1 protein-coding gene is annotated in these 791 nt (G+C 45.5%); it reads right to left on the bottom strand.

Annotated elements, in window-relative coordinates; genetic code table 11:
• Positions 1 to 791, bottom strand: a 791-nt coding sequence (locus EAE92_RS24135) for an IS1595 family transposase (RefSeq protein WP_214069864.1), incomplete at both ends; no start/stop codon positions are given.

Below are 791 nucleotides of genomic sequence, written 5' to 3'. Positions count from 1 at the left end.
TGAAACAGAATTCGGCAAGATAACGAGGTAAATACTTTTTGCTAATCGAATGATATGTTCCGCGTATCGAATTTTTTACATTACTTATCATTGTGTTAACCCACTGAAAATAAGGAAGCTTAACACTCTGCGCTCCACCGCCGGTAACGAGGGGCAAATGGAAAGTCCCGGCTTGCTCAATCCCCCGAAAGCAGGCTAATCCATCTGAAATAACAAGAGATTCTGGTTTGAGATGCACTTTAGCCCAACGGGTCAGTTCCTCGGTCTTAAACCCTTTCACAACGCTGAAACGCATGAACATAGGGTGGCCCTTTTCATTCATTGAAACTGCCGCAACGAAAGGGCATTTCCCTTTTGCCCCTCGCCCTCGGGGGCCATGCTGAGCCCCTCCCCAGTATGCGTCGTCAAGCTGAATAAACCCGCCGAGAGGCTTTTCGTCATCCCGTTCTTTCATTGCTTTCATTAGCTTGTGTTTCATACGCCATGCCGCATTGTAGGAAATGCCCAGTTGACGTGACAATTCAAGTGCAGAAATCCCATTTTTCTCCTGAGTCATGAGATAAATCGCCAAAAACCACACAGTTAAAGGTAATTTTGACGCAGAAAACAATGTGCCGGCCGTCAAAGATGTCTGATGATGGCATTGATTGCACTGATAAAGGAGACGAGATTTTAACTGGCAATACTTATCATGCCCACAATGAGGGCAGTGATACCCCGTAGGCCAGCGCATATCGAACACCTGTTTCTGGCATTGTTCTTCATGACCATATAATGAAATAAACTCATGA

The organism is Photorhabdus hainanensis (genome assembly GCF_018448965.1).
GTDB lineage: Bacteria > Pseudomonadota > Gammaproteobacteria > Enterobacterales > Enterobacteriaceae > Photorhabdus > Photorhabdus akhurstii.
This window is presented reverse-complemented; position numbering and strand designations above follow the sequence as displayed.